General features: G+C 75.7%; 20 protein-coding genes. 7 read left to right on the forward strand and 13 right to left on the reverse strand.

The window, feature by feature from the left end:
* Positions 1-35 precede the first annotated feature (35 nt).
* The 8 genes from ACGFNF_RS06440 to ACGFNF_RS06475 all read right to left on the reverse strand — a co-directional run bounded on the left by ACGFNF_RS06440 (position 36) and on the right by ACGFNF_RS06475 (position 8,034).
* On the reverse strand, positions 36-1,283 hold the full coding sequence (locus ACGFNF_RS06440; RefSeq protein WP_393166384.1) for a beta-ketoacyl synthase N-terminal-like domain-containing protein: 1,248 nt from the start codon (positions 1,281-1,283) through the stop codon (positions 36-38).
* A 14-nt stretch (positions 1,284-1,297) separates the two neighbouring features.
* Complete coding sequence (locus tag ACGFNF_RS06445) at positions 1,298-2,572, reverse strand: beta-ketoacyl-[acyl-carrier-protein] synthase family protein (RefSeq protein ID WP_357576300.1); 1,275 nt, start codon at positions 2,570-2,572, stop codon at positions 1,298-1,300.
* Positions 2,573-2,686: 114 nt separating this feature from the next.
* Positions 2,687-3,091, reverse strand: coding sequence for a cupin domain-containing protein (locus tag ACGFNF_RS06450; protein WP_151456459.1), 405 nt, complete (start codon positions 3,089-3,091; stop codon positions 2,687-2,689).
* Entirely contained in the window at positions 3,084-3,809 is a 726-nt protein-coding gene (locus ACGFNF_RS06455) for an SRPBCC family protein (protein ID WP_393166204.1), read from the reverse strand. Before ACGFNF_RS06455 ends, ACGFNF_RS06450 begins: the two co-directional genes overlap by 8 nt.
* Positions 3,806-5,185: an acetyl/propionyl/methylcrotonyl-CoA carboxylase subunit alpha gene (locus tag ACGFNF_RS06460; protein ID WP_393166206.1), complete on the reverse strand. Its 1,380-nt coding sequence runs from the start codon at positions 5,183-5,185 to the stop codon at positions 3,806-3,808. Before ACGFNF_RS06460 ends, ACGFNF_RS06455 begins: the two co-directional genes overlap by 4 nt.
* A 13-nt stretch (positions 5,186-5,198) precedes the next feature.
* The gene (locus ACGFNF_RS06465) at positions 5,199-5,756 is read right to left on the reverse strand and encodes a biotin/lipoyl-containing protein (protein WP_357576402.1); all 558 of its coding nucleotides are present in this window, start codon (positions 5,754-5,756) and stop codon (positions 5,199-5,201) included.
* Between the two features lie 221 nt (positions 5,757-5,977).
* The gene (locus ACGFNF_RS06470; protein WP_393166208.1) at positions 5,978-7,699 is read right to left on the reverse strand and encodes an acetyl-CoA carboxylase carboxyltransferase subunit alpha; all 1,722 of its coding nucleotides are present in this window, start codon (positions 7,697-7,699) and stop codon (positions 5,978-5,980) included.
* Positions 7,696-8,034 carry a TcmI family type II polyketide cyclase gene (locus tag ACGFNF_RS06475; protein ID WP_132234740.1) on the reverse strand — a complete coding sequence of 113 codons (339 nt, stop codon included), beginning with the start codon at positions 8,032-8,034 and terminating at the stop codon, positions 7,696-7,698. The genes ACGFNF_RS06470 and ACGFNF_RS06475 overlap by 4 nt, the downstream gene beginning before the upstream one ends.
* A gap of 413 nt (positions 8,035-8,447) precedes the next feature.
* Between ACGFNF_RS06475 and ACGFNF_RS06480 the strand changes: the two genes are divergently transcribed.
* From ACGFNF_RS06480 to ACGFNF_RS06505, 6 genes are all read left to right on the forward strand, one after another.
* Complete coding sequence (locus tag ACGFNF_RS06480) at positions 8,448-9,257, forward strand: BTAD domain-containing putative transcriptional regulator (protein WP_393166210.1); 810 nt, start codon at positions 8,448-8,450, stop codon at positions 9,255-9,257.
* A 122-nt stretch (positions 9,258-9,379) separates the two neighbouring features.
* Positions 9,380-9,724 carry a TcmI family type II polyketide cyclase gene (locus tag ACGFNF_RS06485; RefSeq protein WP_132234744.1) on the forward strand — a complete coding sequence of 115 codons (345 nt, stop codon included), beginning with the start codon at positions 9,380-9,382 and terminating at the stop codon, positions 9,722-9,724.
* A 15-nt stretch (positions 9,725-9,739) separates the two neighbouring features.
* On the forward strand, positions 9,740-11,089 hold the full coding sequence (locus ACGFNF_RS06490; RefSeq protein WP_393166211.1) for an FAD-dependent oxidoreductase: 1,350 nt from the start codon (positions 9,740-9,742) through the stop codon (positions 11,087-11,089).
* Between the two features lie 230 nt (positions 11,090-11,319).
* Entirely contained in the window at positions 11,320-12,609 is a 1,290-nt protein-coding gene (locus ACGFNF_RS06495) for a hypothetical protein (protein ID WP_393166213.1), read from the forward strand.
* Positions 12,610-12,915: 306 nt separating this feature from the next.
* A complete protein-coding gene (locus ACGFNF_RS06500; protein ID WP_091630565.1) occupies positions 12,916-13,122 on the forward strand; it encodes a hypothetical protein in 207 nt (68 codons plus the stop codon).
* Between the two features lie 229 nt (positions 13,123-13,351).
* Positions 13,352-14,311 carry a TIGR03557 family F420-dependent LLM class oxidoreductase gene (locus ACGFNF_RS06505; RefSeq protein WP_393166215.1) on the forward strand — a complete coding sequence of 320 codons (960 nt, stop codon included), beginning with the start codon at positions 13,352-13,354 and terminating at the stop codon, positions 14,309-14,311.
* Positions 14,312-14,428: 117 nt separating this feature from the next.
* On the opposite strand, the gene ACGFNF_RS06510 is transcribed toward ACGFNF_RS06505, so the two are convergent.
* The 5 genes from ACGFNF_RS06510 to ACGFNF_RS06530 form a co-directional block, all read right to left on the reverse strand.
* Positions 14,429-15,973 carry a hypothetical protein gene (locus ACGFNF_RS06510; RefSeq protein ID WP_357576307.1) on the reverse strand — a complete coding sequence of 515 codons (1,545 nt, stop codon included), beginning with the start codon at positions 15,971-15,973 and terminating at the stop codon, positions 14,429-14,431.
* A gap of 172 nt (positions 15,974-16,145) precedes the next feature.
* Complete coding sequence (locus ACGFNF_RS06515; protein ID WP_357576308.1) at positions 16,146-18,239, reverse strand: amino acid transporter; 2,094 nt, start codon at positions 18,237-18,239, stop codon at positions 16,146-16,148.
* A gap of 85 nt (positions 18,240-18,324) precedes the next feature.
* Positions 18,325-18,726 carry a hypothetical protein gene (locus ACGFNF_RS06520; RefSeq protein ID WP_357576309.1) on the reverse strand — a complete coding sequence of 134 codons (402 nt, stop codon included), beginning with the start codon at positions 18,724-18,726 and terminating at the stop codon, positions 18,325-18,327.
* 316 nt (positions 18,727-19,042) lie between these two features.
* Complete coding sequence (locus ACGFNF_RS06525; RefSeq protein WP_357576310.1) at positions 19,043-19,813, reverse strand: DUF5995 family protein; 771 nt, start codon at positions 19,811-19,813, stop codon at positions 19,043-19,045.
* Positions 19,814-19,924: 111 nt separating this feature from the next.
* On the reverse strand, positions 19,925-22,819 hold the full coding sequence (locus ACGFNF_RS06530; protein ID WP_357576311.1) for an AAA family ATPase: 2,895 nt from the start codon (positions 22,817-22,819) through the stop codon (positions 19,925-19,927).
* Between the two features lie 184 nt (positions 22,820-23,003).
* On the opposite strand from ACGFNF_RS06530, the gene ACGFNF_RS06535 reads away from it, so the two are divergent.
* A complete protein-coding gene (locus ACGFNF_RS06535) occupies positions 23,004-25,289 on the forward strand; it encodes an AAA family ATPase (protein ID WP_357576312.1) in 2,286 nt (761 codons plus the stop codon).
* The last annotated feature ends 49 nt before the right edge of the window (positions 25,290-25,338 follow it).

The following is a 25,338-nucleotide window of genomic DNA, read 5'->3' on the forward strand; positions in this document are numbered from 1 at the left end:
GGACCCGACGGGTGTCGTACCGGTGACCTGCTCGCTCACGGCGTCACTCCCCTCTGCGGCGCGGCCCCACGCAGGACCAGCGCGCTGTTGAAACCGTCGAAGCCGCGGGCGCAGACCAGCGCCAGGCGGCTGCGCGGTCGCCGGTGTTCCCGCAGGAAGTCCAGCTCACAGCCCTCGGCCACCTCGTCCGGGCCGGCGGAGGCCGGCAGCGTGTCGTGGCCGAACGCGAGCAACGCGGTGGCCACGTCCAGCGCCGAGCCGCCCTGGTGCGCGCGGCCGGTCAGCGGCTTCTGGGTGCTGACCGGGGGCGGCCGGTCGCCGAAGACGGCGCGGAGCGCCACGGCCTCGCTGCGGTCGTAGCGGGGCACGCCGAGCGCGTCGGGCAGCACCACGTCGACCGTCTCCGCCCCGACGCCGGCCCGGTCCAGGGCCAGCCGCATGGCGCGGGCGTACTGGATCGGGTCGCCGGCGGTGTCCGGTCCGGTGTGGACGGCGTCGTGGGTGGCGCCCCAGCCGGTCACCTCGCCGTACACGCGGGCGCCCCGCGACAGCGCGTGGCCCAGCTCCTCCACCACGAACACCGCGCCGCCCTCGGCGGGCAGGTAGCCGCTGGCCGCGGCGTCGAACGGCCGGTAGGCCCGCTCCGGGTCGGCCACGTCGCTCAGCAGGCCGGAGCGGAGCTGGCAGGCCAGGGCGTACGGGCTCAGCGGGCACTCGGTCGCCCCGGCGATCACCACGGGCGTGCCCCGGCGTACGGCCCGCGCGGCGTGCGCCAGGCTGTCCAGCCCGCCGGCGGTCTCGGCGACCAGCACCCCGGACGGACCCTTGAACTGGTGGTGGATGGAGAGCTGCCCGACGCTGGCCGCGTAGAACCAGGCGATCGACTGGTACGCCCCGACGGTGCGCGACGGCCCGCCCCAGAGCCGTTGCAGCTCCCGCTGCCCGAACAGGTTCCCGCCCGACGAGCTGGCCAGCGTGACGGCGTAGCCGTACGGGTCGGGGGCCCGCTCGGGCAGGCCGGCGTCGGCCAGTGCCAGCCCGGTGGCGGCGAAGCCGAGGTGCGTCCACCGGTCGGTCTGCACCAGCCGGCGGTTGTCGGCGTACGCGGCGGCGTCGAAGCCGGGCACCTCCCCGCCGTGGCGGGTGGGGTAGCCGGCGGGGTCGAAGAGCGTGATCGGCCCGGTGCGGCGGGTGCCGGCGAGCACGGTACGCCAGTGCGCGTCCACGCCGATCCCGCTGGGCGCGACGACGCCGATGCCGGTCACCACGGCCCGCGCGGTCACCACGGCCCGCGCGGTCACGGCAGCACCCGCCCGGGCAGCCGGCGGAACACCATCGCCGACTGGAAGCCGCCGAACCCGCTGCCCACCGAGAGCGCCACGTCGACCGGCAGCTCCCGCGCCTCGTTCGGGACGTAGTCCAGGTCGCACTCCGGGTCGCGGGTGCTCCAGTTGGCCGTCGGCGGCACCACGCCGTACTCCACGGCCAGCGCGCACGCGGCCATCTCGATCGAGCCGATCGCGCCGAGCGAGTGCCCGACCATCGACTTGATCGAGCTGATCGGCACCCCGTACGCGGCCTGACCCAGCGCCCGCTTGAACGCGGCGGTCTCGTGCCGGTCGTTCTGTCGGGTGCCCGAGCCGTGGGCGCTGATGTAGGAGACCTGCTCGGGGGCGATGCGGCCCTGCTTCAGCGCGGCCGAGATGGCAAGCCCCATCTCCAGCCCGTCGGGCCGCAGCCCCGTCATGTGGTAGCCGTTGCTGCGGCTGGCGTAGCCGGCCACCTCGCAGTAGACGTGCGCGCCGCGGCGCGCGGCGTGCCCGACCTCCTCCAGCACCAGCACCGCCGCCCCCTCGGCGAGGACGAAGCCGTGCCGGTCGGCGTCGAACGGGCGGGAGGCGTGCGCCGGGTCGTCGTTGTCCGGGCTGGTCGCCTTGATCGCGTCGAACGAGGCGACGGTGACCGGCGAGATCGGCGAGTCGGCGGCCCCGGCCAGCACGACGTCGGCCTCGCCGTCGGCGATGAGCTGGTGGGCGTACCCGATCGCGTCGATGCCGGAGGTGCAGCCGGTGGAGACCACCTGCGCGGGGCCGTGCAGCCCGTGCCGGCACGCCACGTCCGCGGCGAGGCTGCTGGGCACGAGCGCCTGATAGAGGTACGGGCCGCCGCGCCCGGCGTCGACCAGCCACCGGCGGCCGGTGTCGCTGACCGTGACGTACTCCTGCTCCAGGGCGGTGGTGCCGCCGACGGCGGTGCCGAGCACCACGCCGGTGCGGTCCCGCTCGGCGTCGGTGAGCTCCAGACCGGCGTCGGCGACGGCTTCGGCGGCGCAGGCGAGGGCGAACTGCACGTACCGGTCGGCGCGCCGCAGCTCGTCTCCGGTGAGGCCGGCGGCGACCGGGTCGAAGTCGCACTCGGCGGCGATCTGGGAGCGGAAGGCCGACGGGTCGAAGAAGGTGATCCGCCGGGTCGCCGTACGCCCCTCGGTGATGGTCTTCCAGAACCGGTCCCGGCTGGCGCCGCCGGGGGCGACCACCCCGACGCCGGTCACCACCGTGCGGCGCCCGCTCACGGCGCCACCTCGGTTCGCGACTGCGGGGCTCGCAACCCCGGCTCACTCCTCACGCTCACGGCGCCACCTCGGTTCGCGACTGCGGGGCTCGCAACCCCGGCTCACTCCTCACGCTCACGATCCGCCTCGCTGTTCGACCAGTTCGGTGTCGACGTGACCGAGTTCGGGGCGGGGCGCCAGCGGTCCGAGGTGGAAGACCACCTCGGCCGGCTCGTCCCCGGTGTTGCGCAGCCGGTGCCGGACGTTGCGCGGCACGAACAGCGCCTCTCCGGCGGCCAGCGGCACCGGCTCGTCGTCCAGGTCGACGGTGATCGTGCCGCGGGCGACGTAGAGGAACTCCTCGCTGTAGGGGTGGTAGTGCTCGGCGATCCGCTCCCCCGGGCGCAGCGTCGCCACCCCCATGAAACCCGAGGTGCTGCCGACGGTCTTGGGGCCGAGCAGCACCCGCAACTCGCCGCCGCGGCGGCCGTCGGGCGCGACGTCGGCGGCGGCGACCAGCCGCAGGGTCCGCTCACTCATCGCCGGCTCCCGTCGCCCGGTCGGCGCCGGCGAGCCGCTCGATCTTCTCCTTGATGACGGCGAGCTGCACCGCGCTGTTGGCGTTGATCCGGCCGGTCATGCCCGCGTCGTCCACCGGCGCGGTGGGCTTCATCGCGAAGTCCTGCACCCAGGTCATCCGGGTTCCGCCGGGCTCCTCGGTGTAGCGCCAGTGGATCCGCATGTACTCGAACGGCCCGGTCTCCACCCGCCGGGCGTCGACCTTCCTGCTGACCGGGTCGGCGGTACGTTCGCTGACCCAGCTCCACACCGTGCCGTTCTCGTCGGGGTGCATGGTGAGCCGGAACCGCACCGTGTCGCCGTCGCGGTGCAGGATGTCCGCGCGGGCGTACTCGGTGAACAGCTGCGGCCAGTTGGCGACGTCGTTGGTGACGTCCCACACCAGCGGCAGCGGCGCGGCGATGAGCACGCTGTTCTCCGTGTGTCCGGGCTGATCGGCGTCGCGGGCGACCAGCTCGGCGACGCCCGCGATGCTGAGCTGCCCGGCCTGTTCGGGGATCTGCACCTGCCACCGGTCGGCGACCACGGCGGAGAGTTCGAGCAGCGCCAGCGAGTCCATGCCGAGTTCCTCCAGGGACGCGGCCGGGGCGCGGGCGGCGGCGTCGGCGTCCAGCCCGCAGTTGGCCACCAGGATGTCGGTGATCTCGGCGGTCAGCGGACGGCCATGGGTGACGGTCATCGGAGCCTCCTGTGGTGTGCGTCGGGCGGGCCGGCGAGCAACTGCTCGACCAGGCCGGTGGAGTAGCGGCCCTTGCGGAACCCGGCGTCGTCGAGCACCCGCCGGGCGAACGGGATGGTGGTGCGGACCCCGGGGCCGGCGATGTCGAACTCGTCGAGGGCGCGTTCCAGCCGGTTGAGCGCGAGCTCCCGGTCCGGCGCCCAGACCGCCACCTTGGCCAGCAGGGAGTCGTAGTGCGGGCCGAACAGGTAGCCGGCGTGGCCGTGCGTGTCGACCCGGGTGAACGGGCCGCCGGGCGGGACGAAGCGCTCCAGCCGGCCGGGCGTCGGCGCGAAGCCGCGGTCCGGGTCCTCCACGTTGACCCGGCACTCGATGGCGACCCCGTGGAACCGGACGTCCTCCTGCCGCCAGCGCAGCGGCACCCCCGAGGCGATGTGCAGCTGCTCGTGCACCAGGTCGATCCCGGTGATCATCTCGGTGACGGGATGCTCGACCTGGATCCGGCAGTTGATCTCCAGGAAGTGGAACCGCTCGTCGGAGTCGACGAGGAACTCCACGGTGCCGGCGCCGGTGAAGCCGGCGTGCAGGGCGCCGCGCAGGGCGCACTCCGCGATGGCCTCCCCGGTGCCGGCCGACAGCGCCGGGGCGGGCGCCTCCTCCACCAGCTTCTGGTGGCGGCGCTGCACCGAACAGTCCCGGGTGCCCAGGTGCACGCCGTTGCCGTGGGAGTCGCACAGCAGCTGCACCTCGACGTGCCGGGCACCGGTCAGGTACCGCTCCACGTACACCCGGTCGTCGCCGAAGGCGGCCTGGGCGGCGGCCCGGGTCCGCGCGTACGCCCGGGGCAGTTCGGCCGGGGTGGCGACCACCGTCATGCCCCTGCCCCCGCCGCCGGCCGCCGCCTTGACGATCACCGGGTAGCCCACCTCGGCGGCCACCTCCGCCGCCGCGGCGGCGGTGGGCACCGGCGCGACGCTGCCCGGCGGCAGGGGCAGCCCGGCCCGGCGCATCAGCGCCCGCGCCGAGGACTTGTCGGCCAGCACGGACATCACCTCCGGCGGCGGGCCGATGAAGACCAGGCCGTTGTCGGCGCAGATCTCCGCGAAGTCGGCGTCCTCGGAGAGGAACCCGTAGCCGGGGTGCACCGCCTGCGCCCCCACCTGCCGGGCCGCCTCCACGATCGCGGCGGCGTTGAGGTAGCTGCGCCGGCTGGCCGCCGGCCCGATCCGTACGGCCTCGTCGGCCAGGCGCACGGTGGCGGAGTCGGCGTCCGCGGTGGAGTAGACCACCGCCGTACGCACGCCCAGCTCGCGGCAGGCGCGCAGCACCCGCAGGGCGATCTCCCCCCGGTTGGCGATCAGGACCTTCTCGAACATCGCGTCCTGCCCCTCACGCCGGGTCCAGCGCGACCAGCGGCTGGTCGTACTCGACCGGGTGGCCGTCGGCGGCAAGGACCTCGACGACCCGGCCACCCCGGTCGGAGGTCACCTCGTTCATCAGCTTCATCGCCTCGACGATGCCGACGACCTGCCCGGGACGGACCAGGTCGCCGACGGCGACGAAGGGCGCAGCGCCCGGCTCCGGCGCGCGGTAGAACGTGCCGACGATGGGCGACCGCACGGCGTACCCCTGCGGCGGCGCGGCGGTCGGCGGGGGTGCCGGGCTCGCCGTGGCGGCGGCGTGGGCGGTCCCGGCCGGGGCGGCGTGCCACTCCACCTCCAGCACCGTGTCGCCGCCGCGCAGCCTGATCCGCCGCAGCGGGCCGGGCAGCTCGGCCGCCAGGTGCCGGGCGTGCCGCCGCAGCCCGGTGAGCACGCTGTCCACCTGCTGCCCCACCTCCGCGCCCGACGCCGCCTCCACGCCGGACGCCGCCTCCGAGTCCGACGCCGCCTCCAGGCCGGACGCCCGCGCGACGCCGGGCGACGGCTGCGGAGGAGGTGCGGGCACCGGGCCGGCGGCCCGCTCGACGTCGGGCGACCGCGCCGCGTCGGGCAACCGGCCCGCGTCGGGCGAGCGGTCCGCGTCGGGCGCGGGATGCGGGCCGGGCGTGGGGTGCGTCCGCGGCGTCGGGTGGGCGTCGGGGGCCGTCCGGGTGCCGGGTGCCGGCACCGCGACGACCGCCGCCGGCCCGGATGCCGGCGGCACGGCGGCCCGGATCGCGCCGGCGCTCACCGGGCACCCGCCCGGGCGCCGAGGCGGGCGGCGCCGAAGCGCCGGAAGCGCTGCCGCCGGCGGCGGACCAGCGTCGCGGGCGGCACGTCGAGCAGCGGCAGCAGGTGCGCCAGCGCCGCCTGGCGCAGCGCCCGGGCGGCGGCCTGCGGGTCGTGGTGGGCGGCCGGGGCCGGCTCGGGGACGAGGTCGTCGACGATCCCGAGCCGGCACAGGTCGGGGGCGGTGAGCCGCAGCGCGCGGGCCGCCTGCGGCGCGGCGCCCCGGTCCGGCCAGAGGATCGCCGCGCAGCCCTCCGGGCTGATCACGGAGTAGACGGCGTGCTGGAGCATGAGCACCCGGTCGGCCACCGCGAGCGCCAGCGCACCGCCGCTGCCGCCCTCGCCGGTGATCACGGCGACGACGGGGGTGGGCAGCACGGTCAGGGCGAGGATGTTCTCCGCGATGGCCGCCGCCTGGCCCTGTTCCTCGGCCCGCACGCCGGGATCCGCCCCGGGGGTGTCGACGAGGGTGACCACCGGCAGGCCGAGGCGGGCGGCGAGACGCATCAGCCGCAGCGCCTTGCGGTGCCCCGCCGGGCTGGCCATGCCGAAGTTGCGCCCGACCAGCTCGGCGGTGGTGTGTCCCTTCTGGTGGCCGATGACCATGACCGGTCGCCCGTCGAGCCGGGCCAGCCCGCCCACCACGGCGGGGCAGTCCGCGCCGAGCCGGTCGCCGTGCAGCTCGACGAAGCCGTCGAACGCCGTCTCGAGGTAGTCCAGCGTGGTCGGGCGACCCGGGTGCCGGGCCAGCCGTACCGTCTCCCAGGCGTCGCCGCCCGGGCCCGGCGCCGTCGTCGCGGCGGCACCGCCGGCCGGGCGCGCCACCAGCGGCGACGGCTCCTGCCGGGGTACGCCGGGACGCGCCGCCGGCCGCCGCCCGGCCCGCGCGGCGACGAGCAGCGCCACCAGCCGGCCCCGCAGGGCGTGCCGGGGCACCACCATGTCGACCTGGCCGTGCCGCAGCAGGAAGTCGGCGGTCTGGAAGCCCTCCGGCAGGTCCCGGCCGGTGACCTGCCGGATCACCCGGGGGCCGGCGAAGCCCATCCGCGCGCCGCTCTCGGCGAGCACCACGTCGGTGTTGGTGGCGAACGAGGCGGCCACGCCCCCGTACGTCGGGTCGGTGAGCACGCTGACGGTGAGCAGGCCGGCCTCCCGCAGCGCGGCGATCGCCTGGCTGACCGTGGCCATCTGCATCAGCGACAGGGCGCCCTCCTGCATCCGCGCCCCGCCGGAGGCGGTGACGAGGACCAGCGGGACCCCGTCGGCGAGGGCCCGCTCGGCCGCCAGGGTGATCAGCTCCCCCACGACGCAGCCCAGGCTGCCGCCGAGGAACCGGAAGTCCATCACGGCGAGCACGCACGGCTGCCGCCCGACGGTGGCGGTGCCGCAGACGACCGCCTCGGGCAGCCCGGTGCCGGCCCGCGCGGCGGTGAGCCGGTGCGGGTACGGCAGCAGGTCGACGAAGCCGATCGGGTCGACCTCGGCCGGCCGCTCCGGCAGGGCGGTGAACGACCCCGGGTCGACGAGCTGGAGCAGCCGCTCGGGCGCGTCGACCCGGGCGTGCGCCCCGCACTCGGGGCAGACGTCGAGGTTGCGCCGCAGCCGCTTGCGGTAGAGCAGGGTGGCGCAGCCACCGCAGCGGGACCAGAGTTGCCCCTCGCGGGGCGCGGTGGCGGTCACGACGACCGCCCGACGGGCGCGGCGTCGAAGCGGTAGAAGCAGCGGGCCATCGCGTCACGCGGCTCCCGCCACGTCGGCAGGTACGGCGACACGTACGGCTGCAACCGGGCACTGACCCTGGCGAACTCGGGGTGTCCCCGGGCCGCCTCGACCGCTGCCCCGCCCGGCGACTCCGTCTCCAGCAGGTGCACGTACAGGTCACCGAGTCGGTAGAGCGACCGGTGCCGGACCCCGACCAGGCGCGGCAGTTCGGTCGCGTCGGAATCGGCGAAGATCTCGGCGACACGCGCCTCGGCGCTCGGCACCACCTTCGCGACGATCAGCGAACGGTCCATGGGCCTCCCTCCACGGCATCGGGCGTCGGTGACGACGGCACCGGCCTAGCCGGACGACTGGCGACACGATCCGGCCCCCGGCGTCACGGCGGCGTCACCGGCGACCGCCGAGCGGCGACGCAGCTTCCGTGACGCTGCGTTGACGCCAGCTGTGTACCCGCTGTGCGGCACCGATCATCCGGTGTGGACTATCCGCAGTTCGGAAGGGTTCTCGTGGACGCCGGCAGGCAAGCGCCATCCCGGACAAGACATTGACCGAGAGTGACCACAATTGATAATCTTCGTCACGGTCAGCCCGGCGGCCGCGGCGTGCGACGCCGTGCCGCGGCGGAGCGATCCGACAGTGGGGTCATGGGCAGCCGCGCCGGGGACAGCAGACGAGTCGGGACGAGCGTTCCGCAGGGGGTGCCGCCGTGGCCGCTGATCGATCGACGCCGACCACCGATTGCCGGGCCGACGCCGAGATCTCCCTGCACCTGCTCGGCGGGTTCCGGCTGCTGCACGGCGACGCCCCGGTCGTGGTGCCGCGCGGCCTGCAACGCGTCATCGCCCTGATCGGGCTGCGCCCCGGCGCCACCCGCAGCAACCTGGCCGGCCTGCTCTGGCCGGACGCGCCCGAGGACCGCGCGCTGTCGTCCCTGCGGACCGCGCTGTGGCGGCTGCGCCAAGACCCCTGCTGCCCGATCACCACCTCCGGCGACACGGTCGCCCTCGGCCCGGCCGTCCGGGTCGACGTCGACGCGCTCGTCGGCACGGCCGCGCGGGTACGCGACGGCGACGACCCCTGCGCCGCCGCCGCGCTCGCCGCCGGCCGCCACGACCTGCTCCCCGGCTGGTACGACGACTGGGTGCTGGCCGACCGGGAGCGGCTGCGCCAGCTGCGCCTGCACATGCTGGAGGAACTGGCCGGCCAGCACCTGTCGGCGGGCCGCCACGGCGCGGCGCTCGAAGCCGCGTTGGAGGCGATGGCCGCCGAACCCCTGCGCGAGACGCCGCACCGGCTGGTGGTCCGCATCCACCTCGCCGAGGGCAACGCCTTCGAGGCCGTGCACGCCTTCTACGTCTACCGCGACCTGCTGCTGCGGGAACTGCGGCTGGAGCCCTCGGCGGCGATGACAGCACTACTCGACGACACTCTCGCGCCGATCCGCGAGGCCACCCGTACCGCCCTGGCCGGGCCCCGCCGGCCGCCGTCCAACCGGATCGCGCCCCGCGCGCGCTGAGACGGCGTCACCGGCGCGGCGGGGCGAGTGACGGACAGGTGACAGTCGCCGGGGCACGGTGGCCGCACAACAGTCCGTGGTCTGCGACACGGTCGCGGAGCGCCACCGGCGAGAGGGGTCCCATGAGCCGTCTACTGATCGTCAGCAGGATCATCCCGGGCGCGGAGGGGCGGGTGGCGCAGATCTTCGCCGAGTCCGACGCGACCGAACTACCCGCCCTCACCGGGGTCCGTCACCGGTCCCTGTACTGCCTGCACGACCTGTGCGTACACCTGATGGAGACCGCCGACGTGGCCCCGGACGCGCTGGCCGAGGCCCGCAACCACCCGCTCTACCGCCAGGTCAACGAGCGGCTCTCCGCGCACACCACGCCGTACCTGCCGACCTGGCGCTCGCCGCGCGACGCGATCGCGGGCTGCTTCTACCGGTGGGACGCCGCGGACGCGGCGGCGCACCCGGCCGGCTGAACGGGGGCGGTCGCCATGTCGTCCAGACCACCCCACGTCCTGATCGTCGGGGCCGGCACGGGCGGGCTGTGCCTGGCGCACGGCCTGCGCCGTGCCGGCATCAGCGTCGCCGTCTACGAGCGGTACCGCACCCGCGGCGAAGGGCTGCTCGGCTACCGGGTCGGCATCGGGCCGACCGGCAGTCGCGCGCTGCGCGAGTGCCTGCCGCCCGCCCTGTTCGACGTCTACCTCGCCACCTGCGCCCGTTCCCCCCGCTACTTCAACGTCATCACCCAGGGCATGCGGCGCACGGCCTCGTTCACGCTCCGGCCCGACACCGACCCGGTGAACACCGAACGGTCCGTCGCCCGGATGACCCTGCGCCAGGTCCTGCTCACGGGCATGGAGGACGTCGTCCACTTCGACAAGGCCTTCACCCGGTACGACCAACGCGACGACGGGACAGTGACCGCGCACTTCGCCGACGGCAGCACCGCCACCGGCGACCTGCTGGTCGCCGCGGACGGCACGCACTCGGCGGTACGCCGCCAGTACCTGCCGCACGCGGTCACCCGCGACGCCGGCACCATCAACATCGCCACCCGCATCCCCCTGACCCCGCACACCCGGGGGCTGCTGCCCGAACGGATCGAACAGGGCATCTCGCTGATCTTCGGCACCGGCGGGATGATGGGCGTGCTGCACGTGATGGAGTTCAAGTGGGACCGCGACGGCACGCTCAAGCCCGGCGTCGACCCCGCCGACGCCGAGCTGCTGCGCGGCTGGCCGGGGCTGCGCCACGACAACACCCGCGACAACATCAACCTGGTCGTCTGGAGCACGGCCCGCCGCTTCCCGAGCGACGTCATGCAGTTGCGCGGCGAGGACCTCGTCCTGCTCGCCCTGCGACTCACCCGAAACTGGCACCCCCACCTGCGTGAACTGCTCGCCCGCAGCGACCCGGGCAGCGCCCTGCCCATCAGGGTGTCCACCAGCGAGCCGGTGCCGCCCTGGAAGAGCAGCACCGTCACCCTGCTCGGCGACGCCATCCACACGATGACGCCGGGACGCGGGGTGGGCGCCAACACGGCCCTGCGCGACGCCGCCCTGCTCTGCCGCCAGCTGCGACTGGCCGCCACCGGAGACAAGACGCTGCTCCAGGCGGTGGCCGACTACGAGGCCGCGATGGTGCCGTACGGGTTCGCCCGGGTCGCCGACTCGCTCAACCGCAGCGGCACCAGCGGGGACGACCGGATGTACAAGCCGGTCGTCGGCCGGCTCGCGCTGCTCGGCGCGCGGGGCTACTTCGGCGTCACCAGCCGGGTACCCCGGCTGGCGCGGCGCTTCGTCGACGACTTCTACAGCTACCGGGGCGAGGAGGACTGACCGTCCGACCGGGACCCCGGCGCCGCCAGTGGGCGCCGGGGTCCCCGCCTGCCCGCCCACCGCCAGCGGACTCGGCGACCCTCCGTCGCCCCGGCGGACACCGCCCGTCGCGACCCGTCCCGCCGCCACGGTGGGCACCCGGTCCTGCCTGTCGGCGTCGTCGGGCGTGTGCGAAGCTGCGGCGAGTTTTTCTCGCGGGTTTCCGGACGTGAACGATAGGGAGGTTTGCCGTGGCGTGGTCTTTCGGGCACTGGCTGATACTGATCGTGGCTCTGTTGGTGGGTCTGGCGGGCGGCTGGTTCGGGCGCGGCCGGCGGGACGCGGCGGTCGCCACCCACGGCTCGCCCATGGTGGACGGTGACCCGGTCGCCGGCATGACCGCCGTGGTGGTCGACCCGTCGCCCGTCGCCACCCTGGACGAAGCACGCCCCGAGGTGACCGTGGACCCCGCGCCGGAGGCGGTCGCCGACCGCGTCCCCGCCGCGCCCGGGGTCGACGCCCCGACCGACGCCGACCCGGGCAGCACCGACGCCCCGAAGGCCACGGTCGTCGCGGCCGACGCGTCCCGGGCCGACGACGTCGACCCGGCCGACATGGCGCTGACCGGCGACCCGGTGCCGGCGCCCGACGCCGACCCCGTGCCGTCCGGCACCACCACCGACGTACGGCCGGGGCACGAGGTCGTGCTGCCGTTGGCCGCCGAGGTGACCGGCCCCGTCGACCGCCGCCCGGCGGAGGAGCCCGCCCCGAGCGCCGACGCGGAGCCCGTCCCGGCCGCCGCCACGGAAGCCCTTCCCACCGCCCACGCGGAGCCCGTCCCGGCCCCCGCCACCTCGGCGGCGCCGACGAGCGTGACCGCGGCCGAGCCGGAGACCGCACCCGTCCCCACCGCGGCCGGCCCGGCTGAGCCCGTTGCTGAGCCCGTGGCCGAGCCCGCTGCCGTGGCCGCCTCCGCCGTCGAGCCGGAGCCGGCCGACGCACCCGCCGAGCCGGAGCCGACCCGCGCCACGCCGGTCGAGCCGGCCCCGGTCGCCGCCAACACGGTCGAGCCCACGCCGGTCGAGCCGGCCCCGGTCGCCGCCAACACGGTCGAGCTTGCCCCGGCCGCCGCCACCGCGGTCGAGCCCACCCCGGCCACCGCCACCGCCGTCGAGCCGGCCACGGCCGCCGACGCACCCGTCGAGCCCGAGTCGACGCCGGCCGACGCGCCGGCCGTGCCGGTGGTCGTGCCGGCGCCGCGCGGCGAGGTGGACGCGACCGACTCCGACGCCGCCGACGACTTCCGCCGGATCCAGGGCGTGGGCCCGAAGATGGCGGCGGCGTTGCAGGCGGCCGGCATCCGGACGTACCGGCAGCTGGCGGAGCTCGACGAGGCCGCCCTGCGGGAGACGATCCGGGCGGCCGGGCTGCGGGCCGCGCCGAGCCTGGCGACCTGGCCGCAGCAGGCGAAGGTGCTCGCCGGCGCCCCGCAGGAGGCGGCCGCCGCCCTGCCGACCCCGGTGGGCGGCGCGGACGCCTGACCTTTGCCGCCCCGGCTGCCGCTTTTCCCGTCGGCGCCGGACGGCGGTACCCGGATGGATCGGATACCGCCGCACGACCGATCCGCCGTCGCCGACATCGCGGCGCCCCGAGCCCCGGGGCGCCGCGATGTCGGCGTTCAGGGCCGAAACGCGAGGAGATGACCGCGCATCGGCCCCTGCGGGCCCGTCCCGCCCACCTGCCGGCCGGCCGCCGCGCCGTTCCTCGGCGGCGGGACCGTTAGCCGTTCATCGCGATTGGGTACAACGCCCAGCACCTCGATCCACCACACCTTTGCGGAGGCAGCGATGCGCGGCACGTCGATATTCGGAGTCCTGGTCGTCATCTGGCTGATCATCGGCGCGGTCGCCGCCGGGCAGCGCGGCTACTACAGCGGCGACGACACGAACTGCGCCGAGGCCGGCACGATCCTGGTGACCATCGTGGCCGGACCGCTGAACTACATCGGGGCCAACCCGAAGGTCGACTGCGAACTGCCCCAGCCGTCCAAGTAGGACGTACTCCTCCGGCCCGCGCCCACTCGGGCGCGGGCCGAGCCGTGTCCGGGGTACGCCACGCCGACTCCCCGACTCCGTCCCTCCTGCCGACGCCAGCCACACCGCGTAGGGCGTCCTAGGAGGCTGGGTCATCGGGGGTGGCGTCCCGCGCGACCCGACGTTTGTCGACCCCCGCCACGGGAACCGGCGTTGCGCCACCAGCGCCGCACGGGACGGGAGCACCGGCATGAGGATCGGCTACAAGCTCGCCTCGGAGGGGTACGGACCGCAGGAGATCATCCGCCAGGCCGTCCGGGCCGAGCAGGCTGGTTTCGACTTCGTCGAGATGAGCGACCACTTCCACCCGTGGCTCGACACGCAGGGGCACTCGTCGTTCACCTGGAGCGTGCTCGGGGCGGTCGCGGCGAAGACCGAACGGATCGGCCTCGCCACCGGGGTGACCTGCCCGACCGGCCGGTACCACCCGGCGATCATCGCGCAGGCCGCGGCGACCCTGGCGCTGATCTCCGACGGCCGGTTCACCCTCGGCGTCGGGGCCGGGGAACGACTCAACGAGCACGTGGTGGGGCAGGGCTTTCCCAGCGTACGGGGCCGACACGAGCGGCTCCGCGAGGCGGTGGAGATCATCCGGCTGCTCTGGCAGGGCGGCTACCACTCGTTCGAGGGCAAGCACCTGCACCTGGAGGACGCCCGGATCTTCGACCTGCCGGAGACCCCACCGGTGATCGCGGTCGCCGCGAGCGGCCGGTCCTCGGCCACGATGGCGGCGGAGCTCGGCGACGGACTGTTCGTCACCGAGCCGAAGGCGTCGATCGTCGAGCACTACCGGCAGGCCGGTGGCGACGGTCCCCGCTACGCCGAGGTGCCGATGGCCTGGGCCACCGACGACCAGCAGGCCGTACGCGCGGTGCTGGAGACCAGCCGGTGGATGGTGACCGGCTGGAAGGTGATGAGCGAACTGCCGAACCCGGTCAACTTCGACGCCGCCAGCGCGTACGTCGAGGAGCGGCACGTCCGGGAACTGTTCTCCGTCGGGCCGGACCCGGAGGCGCACGTGGCGGCCGTCCGCCCGTACGTCGAGGCCGGCTACGACCACGTCGTGCTGCAGAACGCCGGCCCCGACCCGGACGGCTTCCTCGACTTCTTCGCCGGCGACCTCGCCGCCCGGCTGCGCGCCCTCGGCTGAGCCGTCCGCCACGCGGGGCGCGTTCGGCACCGTCCGCCGCGATCGCGATGATCGCCGGCGGGGCCGGACGCGCCCCGGGCGGGGCGGGCCGTCCCGGCTGGGACGGCCCGCGACGGGTCACCGGAAGCAGTTCGCGACCGGCACCCGGCTGCCCTCGCAGTTGGTCGGCTCGTTGTCGATGATGTCGGTCTCGTCGTCGACCTTGACCTGCGCCTTGTCGACGTGGAGGCCGCTCGGCTTCACGGTGGCGACGTTGCCGGCCACCGTGCTGGAGTACAGGGAGAGCCGGCCCAGCGACGCGAGGACGCCGCCGCCCGTGGACTTCGCGCCGACGGCGTGGTTGCGCTCGATCTCGCTGCGGCGCAGCAGGACGTTCGACTTCTGGGCGTGGATGCCGCCGCCGGATCCGCGCGCCGTGTTGCCCGACACGACGCTGTCGTCGAGCGGGAGCAGGCCCTGGACGGTGGAGATGCCGCCGCCGTTGCCCGTGGCGGTGTTGTCGCGTACCTCCAGGCCGCGCAGGAAGATCAACGCGTCCGAGTTGGCGATGCCGCCGCCGGTCTGGGCGGTGTTGCCCACCACCTTCGTGTCGGCGACCCGGGTACGGGCCGAGAAGCTGGCGAGGCCGCCGCCCTGCGCCGCGTTGTTGCGCGCGAAGGTGCTCGAGTGCACCTCTGCCGCGCCCCGGTAGTTGGCGAAGCCACCGCCGTACGCGACGGCGCTGTTGCCCCGGAACTGCGAGTTCTCCAGGCTCAGCACGCCACCGTTGAGCAGGCCCCCGCCCTTGCCCGCGGTGCCGGCGGCGTGGTTGTCGACGAACGTGCTCCCGGTGACCACCAGGTGCCCGTCGTTGAAGATCCCACCGCCGCCTCCCTCCGCCGAGAGGGAGGTGCTGTCGACGATCGTGGTGCGCTCGACCACGGCGGACGCGCCGTGCACGATGTGGATGCTGCCACCCTCGGCGGCGGAGAGGCCGTTGCGGAGCACGACGTCGGAGAGCGTCAGTTCCCCGCCGTCGCGGACGGTGAAGAACCGGAACGCCTCGGCGTGCCCGTTCCGGACGATGGTGGCCCCCTCGCCCCGGACGGAGATCGGGTGGTAGATGACGGGCAGCCCGGCCCGGTCGTGCTGCGGGTTGCGCGGGGGCGCCTCGGCGTCGCCGGGGTTCTCGGCGCTGTCGGCGGTCTCCCGGGCGTCGCGGATCCCGCCGTCGTACTCGTCGGGCTGCTGGAAGGCGTGGGTCAGCTCGTACGTGCACTTCGGCGCCAGCCGCAGGTCGGCGCCGCCCTCGGCGTTGGCCCGGACCAGCGCCGAGATCAGCTTCGTCGAGTCGCACGGCACCGCGACCTCCGCGCGGTTCCCCTGGCCCGGCCGTCCGGGGCGGTCGTCCCGCTGCCCGCCGCGCCGCTCCTCGCGCGCCTGGTCCCGGTCCTCGACGGCGTCGCCGCGCGGCCCACCGGAGTGGTCGCCGGCCCACTGCGACGGCGACGGCGAGGCGGTCGGTGCGGCGGTCGGCATGTCCCGGTCGGCGGCGAAGGCGGCGCCATCCGTGAGCCCGGCCGCCCCCGCCACCAGGCTGCCCGCCACGAGGCCGCCGGCTAAGAACCACCTCGACCGCCGCCTGGGTGGTGCCGCCCGCCGGCCCCCTTGATACGTCGTCATCAGGCTTCCCTGCCTCTCGTGCGTGCGTGACACGGCCGCGTCGAACGGGACGCGGGGCGGCTGACGTCGCGACAGCCACCGGAGGTCACGATACGGGCGAGAATCGGGCAAGTCCGTCAAACATGAATAAGCGAACTATTCACCTCGACAGGGGTGAGGGAGCGCAGCGCGGTCAGCCGCCGACGTGGATGCCGGGCCGACGGGCGGGGTCCGGCTCGGACTTGCGGATGATCTCCCGCACGACGGGCGGGGTGTCGCCGCGGCCGAGGATCAGGTAGCGCAGCAGGTGCGCGAGCGGGTTCCCCTCCGACCACTCGAAGTGGGCGTGCGGGCGTACGCCGGTGGCGTCGCGCAGCGCCAGCAGGATCGCCGCGATGGCGTTGGGGACGGCCGGGCTGCCGGCCCGCAGCACCCGGAAGCCGCCCACCTCCACGCCACGCACCCGCAGCACCTGGCTGAAGTCCGACGGGTCGACCACGTCGATCTCCAGGAAGAGGATGTCGCCCTCGCCGGGCACGGGATTCATCGACCGCTGCGCCCGTTCCTTTACCGTGTACTCCTTGACCGATCCGCCGGCCCGCTTGTGCGCGATGAGGTGCAGCCGGCCGTCGTGTGCCACCGACTCGGCGATGAACCGGCGGGCCGGCTCGTCGAACTCGATCCGGTCCGTGCGCAGCTCGGTGGTCCGGGTCACCCGCGAGACCAGCGAGACGGCCACGATGCCGAGGACGAACAGCGCGGAGATGGCGATGCCGTCCGGCTTCGCGACGACGTTCTCGGCGAGGGCGTACAGCAGGACCAGGGTGAGCACGGCGAAGCCGCCGGCCGCGACGCGTTCCCGGCGGCGGGCCGCGGAGATCGTGACCGCCACGGCGGCGGAGACCATCATCGCGAGGATGCCGGTCGCGTACGCCCCGGCCTGGTCGTTGACGTCGGCCCGGAAGATCAGGGTGATCGCGACGCTGACCACGGTGTAGACGATCACGACCGGCCGCACGGCCCGGGCCCACTCCGGCGCCATCCCGTAGGTGGGCAGATAGCGGGGCACGATGTTGATCAGGCCGGCCATCGCGGAGGCACCCGCGAACCAGAGGATCAGCGCGCTGCTGACGTCGTAGACGGTGCCGAAGGTCTCGCCGAGGCGCTCGTGGGCGAGGTACGCCAGCGCCCGGCCGTTCGCGGCCCCGCCCGGCTCGAACTCCCGGGCGGGGATCAGCACGGTGGTCACGAGGGTGGTCGAGACCAGGTACACCGACATGACCAGCGCGGCGGTGGTGAGCAGCCGGCGGGTGTTGCGGATCCGCGCCGCCAGCCGCGCCTCGCGGTCCGCGCCCCCGCCCGCCACCAGCGGCATCATGCTCACCCCCGTCTCGAAGCCGGAGAGCCCCAGCACCAGCAGCGGGAACGCCAGCACGGCGGTCACCGCCACCTCCCCGGGGCCACCACCGGCCGTCAGCGCCGCGGTCCAGTCCGACAGCGGCCGCGGGTCCGCCGCGATCCCGACGAGCCCGTCCGCCACGATCAGCGCGTTCAGGGCCAGGAAAACCGCCACCAGCGGGACGGCCACCGCGACCGCCTCCCGGAAGCCGAGCAGGAACACCCCGCCGAGGACGAGCAACAGTACGACGGTGACGCCCACGGCCACGCCGGTGCCGCCGACGCTCTCGGGCATGTGCGGGTTCTCCAGCAGGTGCACGGTCGCGTCGGCCGAGGAGAGGGTGATCGTGATGATCCAGGAGGTGGCCACGAAGCCGAGCAGGACCAGCACGAAGATCTTGCCGCGCCAGAACGGCAGCAGCCGCTCCAGCATCGCCACCGAGCCCTGCCCGTGCGGGCTCTCCCGGGCCACCCTGCGGTACATGGGCAGCATGCCGAACAGCGTCAGCGCGACGATGAGCAGGGTGGCCAGCGGGGAGAGCGCCCCGGCGGCCACGGCCGCGATCCCGGGCAGGTACGACAGGGTGGAGAAGTAGTCCACCCCGGTCAGGCACATGACCTGCCACCACGCCCGCGAGCGGGCCTGCCCCTCCGCCGCCTCGGGGCCGACCGGCTGCACCTGGTGCGCGAACAGCCACCGGCGCAGCGGGCTCAGCGGCGCGGCGCGCCGGGCGGGGCTGGCCTGCGCCTCGGGGACGGCGACCGGGCGTCCGGCGCGGTCGCCGGGACGGGTGGGGTCCCGGGCGGCGCGCAGGTCCCGTGGCGGGCCGGCGGGCGGCGGCCGGCGACCACGCGTGCGCCGGGACCTCGGCCCGTGCTCGTCACGCATGCCCCCTCCCCACCCTCGGCCGTCCTGACCCGACCGTAGGCGGTCGCCGGCCGGCCGCCCGCCCGAACGGTGAAGCCGGGACGGCTCAGTCGCCGTCGCGGTCGGCCAGCACCCGGGCCAGACCGTCGGGATCGGCCACGGTGACCGTCGCCCCGGGGTGCCGCAGCCACCCGCCGGGCAGCAGGGCGGGCACCGGCTCGGCGAAGCGCAGGCAGAGCCCGGCGGCGGTGCTGCTGGCGAAGGTGACGCCGGCGTCGGCCAGCGAGAGGCGCGCGCCGATCCCCCGCCACCAGCGGTACGGGCCGGTGGGCGCGACGCCGACGACGTTGCCCCGGGCGGTGCGCAGGTGCCACGGGCCGAACCGGACCACCAGCTCGGCCCGGTCGACGCCGACCCAGGCGGTCGCCGGCCGGACGCCCACCAGCGCGAGCGCCGGCCGGAAGACCGGGTCGAAGCGGAACGCGAACCGGTGCGCCTCGCCGGTCATCGCGCGCCGCCCCGGGCGTCGCCCGGTCGGGCGGGACGGAACGGGGCGACGGGCCGGGGACGGGGTCGGGCGGCGGGCCGACGGGCCGGGTGACTCATGGCGCGGGCGTACCCGGTGCGGGCCGGCCGACACCCCCCGGGCCGGCCGACCCGCGAACCCCTCGTCCCGTCCCGGGCCGCGCGGACCCCCCGGGCCGCGCGGACCGTGCCCCGACCCGGGCCCGTCGCCCCCCGACGAACGAGCCCTGGTCCGGCGGGGACGCGTCCCCGCGCTCCGCCGGGTGCCGGGTGCGGAGCGCGGGGACCCCCCGTCACGGCTACTGCAGGAACGCCCCGAGGGGCGAGAGCAGCAACCGACCGAGCGCCGCGGCGGTGTCGTCCAGCCGCGCGCGCTCGCACTCGTGGGCGGCCGGGTCGTGCCGGCACTGCCAGATCTTCTGCGCGTTGCGCCAGGCGACGTCGCGGGTGTACTCGACCAGTTCCCCCTGGTACCAGTCGTCGATGTCGCCGTTGAGCATGTCGATGAGCAGCTGCCACCGCTCCAGGTAGCCGCGGCGCAGGCCGGGGATCTTGTCCGCGAAGATCTTGTTGATCTCCAGGTAGTCGCGGTGCTGGTCGGTGCCGTCCACCGGCTCCGACTCCAGGCTGTCGAACGTGGTCACCAGCGCGAACGGCAGGTCGAAGTTGATGTGCGCGTTCACCCCGGCGGCCGCCGACGGCAGCGGGCGGGCGTCCGGCCCGCGCATCCGCTGGAACAGGCAGGCCCAGGCCTTCGGCGTACCCGGGCTGGAGTCGGTCCACAGCCGCATCGCGTCGAAGTAGCGGGCCGCGAACTCCACGTCGAGCCGGGACAGGAACACCGGGTCGGCGAACCGGTCGTCGTAGAGCCCGTTCAGGACGTTCTCGGTGATCGTCAGGTACAGCCGGTTGAAGTCGGCCAGCGGGCAGCTCGCCTCCAGCGGAGGCAGCCGGACCAGCATGTCCTGGAGCTTGGTGAGGTGGTCGACCACCGCCGGCACGTCGGCCGGATGGTCGGCGAGCAGATCGACGATGTCCCGATGCACGGGCCCCCACACCGGTTCCGTCATCTCTCCTCCACAGTGGTTCCCCCGGCACCCCCGTGCCGTCAGCGACGCAGCACAGCCTGCCAGCCGGCGATGGCCGGCCGGATCAGTAGAACGACGTATCCGCGCCGCGCGTCAGCCGGCCCGGTTGCGTAGGAAGATCGCGCTGGCCTGCACCCGGGTGCGGACCTGGAGCTTGTCGAAGATGTGCGAGACGTGCACGCCGATGGTGCGCTCGCTGATGAACAGCCGCTGGCCGATCTCCCGGTTGGTGAGCCCCTCGGCGACGGCGGCGAGGACCTCCCGCTCCCGGGCGGTCAGCGCCGCCAGCTCGTCGCCGTCCGCCCCGGCGGCCGGAGCGTCGGTGGCCGGACGTTCCTCCAGCGACACCCGGGCCCGGCCGGCGAGGGTACGGATCTCCGAGGTCAGCGGCACCGCGCCGAGCCCCTGTGCCACCTCGTACGCCTGGCGCAGCAGCTTGCCCGCGGTGGCGCTGCGGCTGCGCCGGGCCAGCAGCGCCTCCGCCTGCCGCAGCCGCGAGTAGGCCGCCGGGTAGGGGTGGTGGCGGCGGTCCCACTGCGCCACCGAGCGGGCCCACAGCTCCGGGTCGCTGCTGTCGAGGCGGCTCACCTCGGCGGCGCACAGCGCCAGGAAACCGTCCACCACGTCGCGTACCGGGCGGGCGGCGTGCCCGCTCTTGCGGGCGACCCGGTCGGCCACCTCCCGCAGCCGCCGCACCGCCGTCGGGTCGACGGCCACGTTCCGGCCGGCGTGCGCCTCGGCCTCGGCGCGCAGGCCGTGCCACACCAGCGCGGCGAGGATGCCCACGTCGTCGGAGCGGCTCTCGGTCAGGCCGCGCTGCACCGCCTGCCGGGCCAGGTCGTGCCGGCCCTGCCACATGGCCAGCCCCGCCCGCAGGGTGAGCAGCGGGATCACGTGCCGCGCCCCGCCGCCGGCGAGCATCGTGGCCACCGCGTCCAGGTCGCGGTCGGCGGCCTCGACGTCGCCGTAGCCCACCGACAGCCGGCAGCGCGCCAGCAGCAGCTCCACCGCGTCCGCGCCGGAGGGGCGGTGCCGCAACGCCGCCGCGACGACCTTCTCCGCCTCGGCCCACTGCCCGACGCGGAACAGCCCGTTGGTGGCGATGGCCAGCAGCCGGGTCTCGTACGTGCGGCCCAGGCCGAGCTCGGCCATCCGCTCGGCGCCCCGGCGGGCCACCACGACGCCCTCCTCCAGCACGTTCAGCGGGCCGGTCAGCAGCTCGGCCAGGTGCAGGTACGCGCACGCCACGTCCTCCGGCCGACCCGAGCGCTCGGCGGTCTCCAGCGCGCGGCGCATCACCGCCAGCCCGGCGTCCGGGTCCTCCAGATACGCCTCCGAGAAGCCGAGCGCGGCGCTGGCCAGCACCACCTCCGAGGTGGAGCCCGGCACCTCGGCGGCCAGCTCCAGCGCCTCCCGGGCCCGCCGGCCCGCGTCGGCGTACCGGCCGAGGTGCAGCAGCAGCTCGGCCAGGTGCGCCGCCGCCGTGGCCCGCTCCCGGGGCGTGCAGTCAGCGGCCTCCAGGGCCAGCTGGTACTCCGCCTCGGCCGGCGCCGAGCGGCCAGCGGCGGCCAGGTAGCGGGCCCGGCGGATGCGCAGCGCGCAGGCCGACGGATCGGCGTCGGCGGCGGCCAGCTCCTCGATCAGCGTCAGCGCCCGGGCGTGCTCGCCGCAGTGGTGGGCGGCCTCGGCGGCGTGCCTGAGCAGCGTGACCCGGTCCACGTCCGGCGGTGCGACGCCCGGCGCGGCGGCCAGCTGCAACGCGACCGACCAGTGCCGGTGCGCCTCGGCCCAGCCGTGCAGCCGCTCGGCCTCCCGGGCCGCGGCCATCGCCGCCGGCAACGCCCGCGCCGGCTCGCCGGCCAGCCGCCAGTGGTGCGCCAGGCGCGCCTGGTGCAGCTCCGCCGGGGCCGCGGTGAGGGCCTCGGCGTAGCGGCGGTGCAGGGCGGCCCGCTCGGCCGTCAGCAGCTCGTGCTCCAGCACCTCGGCGACCAGCCGGTGCCGCAGCCGGTAGCCGTCGTCCGCGCTCACCAGCAGCCGGTGGGCGACCGCCGCCCGGGCCGCCTCGATCAGCTCGTCCTCGGGCAGCCGCACCACCCGAGCCAGCAGCCAGTGAGCCACCGGCTCGACGCCGGCCGCCACCGCGTGCACCACGGCGTGCGCGTGCTGCGGCAGCGCGTCCACCCGGGCCAGGAAGATCTCGCGCAGCGTGTCGGAGAGCCCGTCGCGGCCGTCGCGCAGGTCGCGGGCCAGCTCCTCCACCACGAACGGGTTGCCGCCGCTGCGCCGCCACACCAGCTCCGCCGCCTCCGGGGTGAGCGCCCGGCCGACCACTGCGGTGGCGAGCCGGTCGGTGCCGGCCCGGTCCAGCGGGGCCAGGTCGAGCACCCGCACCGTACGCAGCCGGCGCAGCTCGGTGAGCACCCGGCGCAGCGGGTGCGCGCCCTGCAACGACTCCGCCCGTACCGCCGCGAGCACCGACAACTGGAGGTCGCCCAACCCGGCCAGCAGGTAGAGCAGCAGCTGGCGGGTGCTGCGGTCGACCCACTGGAGGTCGTCCAGGACGAGCACCAGCGGCCGTCCCTCGGCGATCAGGTGCAGCCCCCGCGAGACCCGCTCCAGCAGCGCCCCGGCGCCGTCCGGGCCGGCGGTCTCCTCGGCGAACACGCCCAGGAGGTCACGGACCGCCGAGGACGTCCGGGCCTGGGAGCCGGTCAGTTCGGCGTCGAGGCGGCGCAGCGCCTGGAGCAGCGGGTGCAGGGGCGACGCGTCGCCGATGTCCAGACAGGAGCCGGTGAGCACCAGGGCACCGGCGTCGCGCAGCCGGGTGCCCACCTCGCGCAGCAGCCGGGTCTTGCCGACGCCGCTCTCGCCGGTGAGGAAGACGGCGGCGGTGTTCCCCTGTGTGACGTCGTCGAGCAGCACGGACCGTACTGTCGTCACCAGGTCGGCCCGGCCGACGAGTGGTGCGGTGTCCACGTCGCTGGCCATGGCACGCAGCCTAGTCAAGTGCCCCCGCACCGTTCTACGGGTCTTTCGCGCCTGTGGTACTCCTCGCGTCGAGATCGCGACCGACGGTTGCGCAGGGTGGACATACGTCGTTCGGCAGATCCCCCGTCGGCCCATCGGTGACAGTGTCCGAGGCGTCGTCAGCACCGTGGGGAAGGCGGGTGCGATGCCCATGGCCACCATCGTCGCCGGTTCGCAGCGGTCCACCTCGGCAGGCTGGCCGGTACCGGAGGAGAAACGCCTGGTCACCGTGCTGTTCGTCGACATCGTCGGGTCGACCGCGCTCGTCGAGCGGCTCGACCCCGAGGACGTGCGGATCCTGCAACGGGCGTACTTCGACACCGTGGGCGGGGTGCTGCGCCGGTGGCACGGGGTGGTCGAGAAGTACGTCGGCGACGCGGTGATGGCCCTGTTCGGGGCCCGCCGGTCCGACGGGTTCGACGCGTACCGGGCGGTGCGGGCGGCGCTGGAGATCCAGGGGGCCCTCGACCGGCGACCGCCGCCCGGCGCGCCGTGCCTCCGGGTCCGGGCCGGGGTGGCCACCGGTGAGGCGCTGGTGGACCTCGCCGCGGCGCGCGACGGCGGGCACGGCGTGGCCAGCGGAGCGGTGATCACCACCGCCGCGCGGTTGCAGGAGTACGCCCCGCCGGGCGGGGTGGCGCTCTGCGCGGCCACCCACCGCGCCACCGTGGGGCTGGTCGACCAGCGCCGCGTACCGCCGGTGGCCCTGGCCGGCAAGGCGCTGCCGGTCGACGTGTGGCACGCCACCGGCACGACCCGACCGGCCCCGACCCGGCACGAGGGGCCGCTGGTCGGGCGGCGGCGGGAACTGGCCGCCGCCCGGGATCTGATCGTCCGGGCCGTGCGGGGCCGCGACCCGCGCTGGCTGTCGCTGGTCGGTCCCGCCGGCAGTGGGCGCAGCCGGCTGCTGCACGAGCTGACCCGGGCGGTACGGACCGTGGACGGGGTGCCGGTGCGCTGGTGCGTCGCGCACTGCGCGCCGTACCCGGAGCCCCTGGCGCCCGTCGCGGACCTGGTGCGCGGGCTCGCCGGCCTCCGCGACGGTGAGCCGCCCGCGACGGTACGGCAGCGCCTCACCGCCGCCCTCACGGACCTGGTGCCGCCCGCCGGCCTGACCGAGGCGGTGTACGCGCTGGAGGCGCTGCTGGGCACGCCGGACGGCTCCGGCGACGCGGTGCGGGGCGTCGAGGTGGCGCGGGAGGCGCTGCTGGGGCTCGCCGCCCGGCAGCCGGTGATGGTGGCGGTGGACGACCTCGACCGGGCCACCGCGACGCTGCACCGTTTCCTGCACCGGCTCTTCGCGGCGGCCACCGCGCGGTCGCTGCCGCTGGTGGTGGTGACCCTGCACCGTGCCGACTGGACGGACGTGCTGCCCGGCCCACGGGACCGGCGGCACCGGTTGGCGCTGCCGCCGCTGCGCCCGGTCGAGACCGGACGGCTGCTGCGGCACCTGCTCGGCCGGGCGGAGCGGCCGACGGCGGGTGTCGCCCGGCTGCTGCCGCTGGTCGGGGGCAATCCGGGGCGGGCCGTCGCGTACGCGGCGTCACCGGACGCGGGGCGGTCCGTACCGGAGGCGGTGCGCCGGGAGGTCGACGCCCGGCTGGATTGCCTGGACGGGGCGCGGCGGGCCGTGCTGATGGCCGTCGCGACCGTCGGCGCGGGGATCACCGCCGCGACGGTGGCGCGCCTGCTCGACTGGGCCCCCGGGCGGGCCGCCCCGGTGCTGCGCGCCCTGGCCTCGACGGGTCTGCTGGTCACCCGCCCCGACGGCCGGTACGCCGTCGCCGACCCGGTGGTCCGCGAGGTCGCGTACGCCCGGCTGCCGAGGGCGGCGCGGGCCGCGTTCGCCCGCCGGGCCGGGTGGCCGGCGGAGTCGGACGCCTCTTCGGTGCCCGCGGTCGTGCACGCCCCCACCGCCCAGGTGGCGTCGGTGCCGGCGCGCGCCGACGCCGACCGCCCGGCGGCCCGGGACGCTCGCGGGTCGCATCCGGCACCACTACGGCGGCCCGCCGCCGCGCCCCGTCCCGCTGCCGCGCCCCGCCCCGCTGCCCCGGCCCGGCCCGCCCGCGCGGTCCGGGTCGCCGACGTGTCCCGGGTCGCGGCGCTGCCGGGGGCGCGTTCCGCGCCCGGTCCGCTGGTCGCCGTCCCCGCGGAACGTGCCGGGGGCGGCCGGGTGGTGGAGCTGCGTGGCTGGGTCGCGGCCCGCGATCGCCACCCCTCGGCCGGCCCCGATCCGACGACCGCGCGCGACCGCGTCGTCATCGACCTGAGGACCGGCAGGTCCACCGCCGTCACGGCCAACGACCTCGCCGGGCACCCGGCCGGCCCCGCTGCGCCGGCAGCCCTCGGGGCGCAGGGTTCGGCGCGGCGGCAGGGGCGCGGGCAGCGGCCGAGGTGGGCCCTGCCGCGCGGCACGCCGGTCGCGGCGTGAGCGGGCAGTGTGCCAGGCGCGGCGGGAAGGGTGGGGCGACCAGGAGGAT

This window comes from Micromonospora sp. NPDC048868 (assembly GCF_043198195.1).
Lineage (GTDB): Bacteria > Actinomycetota > Actinomycetes > Mycobacteriales > Micromonosporaceae > Micromonospora > Micromonospora reichwaldensis.

Bases quoted from the DNA above. Each gene is read 5' to 3' on its own strand.
- ACGFNF_RS06450 (WP_151456459.1), bottom strand. From the start codon at position 3,091: ATGAGTGAGCGGACCCTGCGGCTGGTCGCCGCCGCCGACGTCGCGCCC.
- ACGFNF_RS06455 (WP_393166204.1), bottom strand. From the start codon at position 3,809: ATGACCGTCACCCATGGCCGTCCGCTGACCGCCGAGATCACCGACATC.
- ACGFNF_RS06460 (WP_393166206.1), bottom strand. From the start codon at position 5,185: ATGTTCGAGAAGGTCCTGATCGCCAACCGGGGGGAGATCGCCCTGCGG.
- ACGFNF_RS06475 (WP_132234740.1), bottom strand. From the start codon at position 8,034: ATGGACCGTTCGCTGATCGTCGCGAAGGTGGTGCCGAGCGCCGAGGCG.
- ACGFNF_RS06485 (WP_132234744.1), top strand. From the start codon at position 9,380: ATGAGCCGTCTACTGATCGTCAGCAGGATCATCCCGGGCGCGGAGGGG.
- ACGFNF_RS06490 (WP_393166211.1), top strand. From the start codon at position 9,740: ATGTCGTCCAGACCACCCCACGTCCTGATCGTCGGGGCCGGCACGGGC.
- ACGFNF_RS06500 (WP_091630565.1), top strand. From the start codon at position 12,916: ATGCGCGGCACGTCGATATTCGGAGTCCTGGTCGTCATCTGGCTGATC.
- ACGFNF_RS06505 (WP_393166215.1), top strand. From the start codon at position 13,352: ATGAGGATCGGCTACAAGCTCGCCTCGGAGGGGTACGGACCGCAGGAG.
- ACGFNF_RS06510 (WP_357576307.1), bottom strand. From the start codon at position 15,973: ATGACGACGTATCAAGGGGGCCGGCGGGCGGCACCACCCAGGCGGCGG.
- ACGFNF_RS06515 (WP_357576308.1), bottom strand. From the start codon at position 18,239: ATGCGTGACGAGCACGGGCCGAGGTCCCGGCGCACGCGTGGTCGCCGG.
- ACGFNF_RS06520 (WP_357576309.1), bottom strand. From the start codon at position 18,726: ATGACCGGCGAGGCGCACCGGTTCGCGTTCCGCTTCGACCCGGTCTTC.
- ACGFNF_RS06525 (WP_357576310.1), bottom strand. From the start codon at position 19,813: ATGACGGAACCGGTGTGGGGGCCCGTGCATCGGGACATCGTCGATCTG.
- ACGFNF_RS06530 (WP_357576311.1), bottom strand. From the start codon at position 22,819: ATGGCCAGCGACGTGGACACCGCACCACTCGTCGGCCGGGCCGACCTG.
- ACGFNF_RS06535 (WP_357576312.1), top strand. From the start codon at position 23,004: ATGCCCATGGCCACCATCGTCGCCGGTTCGCAGCGGTCCACCTCGGCA.